Source organism: Kitasatospora sp. NPDC023385 (genome assembly GCF_055664045.1).
This window is the reverse complement of sequence record NZ_JBVOOL010000097.1, coordinates 1-1,575: the sequence shown is the minus strand read 5'-3', so window position 1 is coordinate 1,575 and position 1,575 is coordinate 1. Positions and strand designations below refer to the sequence as shown.

The 1,575-nt window shown below is 69.0% G+C and carries 1 protein-coding gene; it reads right to left on the bottom strand.

Annotated elements, in window-relative coordinates:
- Positions 1-10: 10 nt before the first annotated feature.
- Positions 11-1,453: an NF041680 family putative transposase gene (locus AC0B61_RS37175; protein ID WP_471746960.1), complete on the bottom strand. Its 1,443-nt coding sequence runs from the start codon at positions 1,451-1,453 to the stop codon at positions 11-13.
- Positions 1,454-1,575 lie beyond the last annotated feature (122 nt).

The window sequence follows — 1,575 nt, the reverse complement described above, 5'->3', positions numbered from 1 at the left end:
AGCTTGACGTTTAACCTCGCGCGGCGAGGTGGGCCTGGAGCGTGGGTTCGCGTTTGATGGTCTTGCCGACGTCGTGACGGGATGCCGGGTTGCGGTTCTTCGAACCCGGTGGCCGTCCGGGGCCGGGCCGGGAGGGTTTTGGCACGCGAGCCGGAGTGAGGACCTTCACGCGGATGTTGCGGAACCCTCGACGGACCCGGGCCGGAGTCAACTTCGCTACTGGCAGCGGGCGTTCCCAGGGGCGGCGCAGGTCGGCGGCGAGCGGGCGGGCCAGGCGGAGCTGGGTGTGGGCAACGATGATCAGCCAGGTCCACAGGTCGGCGGTGTCCGGCGCGCGGAAGTGCGGCGCGGTCCAGCCGAGGGTGCCCTTGAGCAGGCGGAAGGTGTGCTCAAGGTCGAATCTGCGCAGAAAGGTGCGCCAGATCCGGTCCAGATGGACGGTATCGATGCCGGTGGCAGAGGACCATAGCCACAGCGGTTTCGCTTCGCGCTCGCCCGGCAGGTGGTCGACCTTGAGGCGGACCAACGTGCCGTGGGTGATGGGGATTTCGCCTTCATGGTCGAGCCAGGGCCCGCGTTTTTGCAGGCGCTGGTGCATCCGGTTCCACGCCTTCGCTTCGGCCTTGCCGTAGCGGGTGGTCTCGGTGCAGGTGGTGGCGTCGGGCTCGTGCCAGGACTCGGGTTTGGCGAAGGTGAAGGCGGTGCCGTGCTTGCGTGGGCGTCCGCCCTTGGGCGTGGAGCGGGGCTCGCCCGCATCGCGGAGCATGACCCGGTCCGAACGCAGTCGGCCGATGAGCTCGACGGGTAGGTCGGACAGGAGATGGGCCAGGCGGGTGACGTCGTAGCCGGCGTCCATGACGAGCAGAATGTCAGGGTCGCCGCAGTGCCAGTGCCCGGCTTCGATCAGGCGGCCGGTGACCTCGCGAAGTTGGTCGGCGGTGACCGCGGTGGCGTCATCGGCCGGTCCCAGCCGGACCGCGTCCAGCAGCGCGGTCCAGGAGGTGCGGCCGCTCTCCAGGGCGGCTACGAAGGAGTAGGGCCAGCCGGGGATCAGCTGGTCCGCGCTGCGGCCGCGCCCGTAGACATGGCAGAACAGGCGGTCATCGCTGGTCGGCGCGTCGGGGCGGAGCCAGTTAGAGACATCGACGGCCAGGGCGATGCGCCCGTCAGCGAGACGGGGTATCGGAAGGGCAGCCAGCGCGCGGCGCAGTCGGGCGGGCTCGAGCCAGCCCCGGTCCAGCGCGGCGTACATCGCGCCGTGCCCACGCCGATGCTCGGCCGCCAGCGACAGGTCCACCAGCGTCCTGACCGGCCCGTCCGTGCACAGCAGCGCGTCGGTGAGCTCGAAGAGCACGTCCGCACGCGTGTACAGGCACTCGTAGAAGTCCATCCGAAAGCGGGACAGCACACCCCACTGCTCGACGGCGGGCAGTTGCACAGGGAGACTCGTCACCAGCGGCCGTTCCTTCAGCTTCGTTACTCGACATCTCGAAGCGTGAGGGGCGGCCGCCTCTGCTGTCTCGCGAAGAACCGCAGATCAGCAGGTTGGGTGACCTGCGAGGTTAAACAACAAGC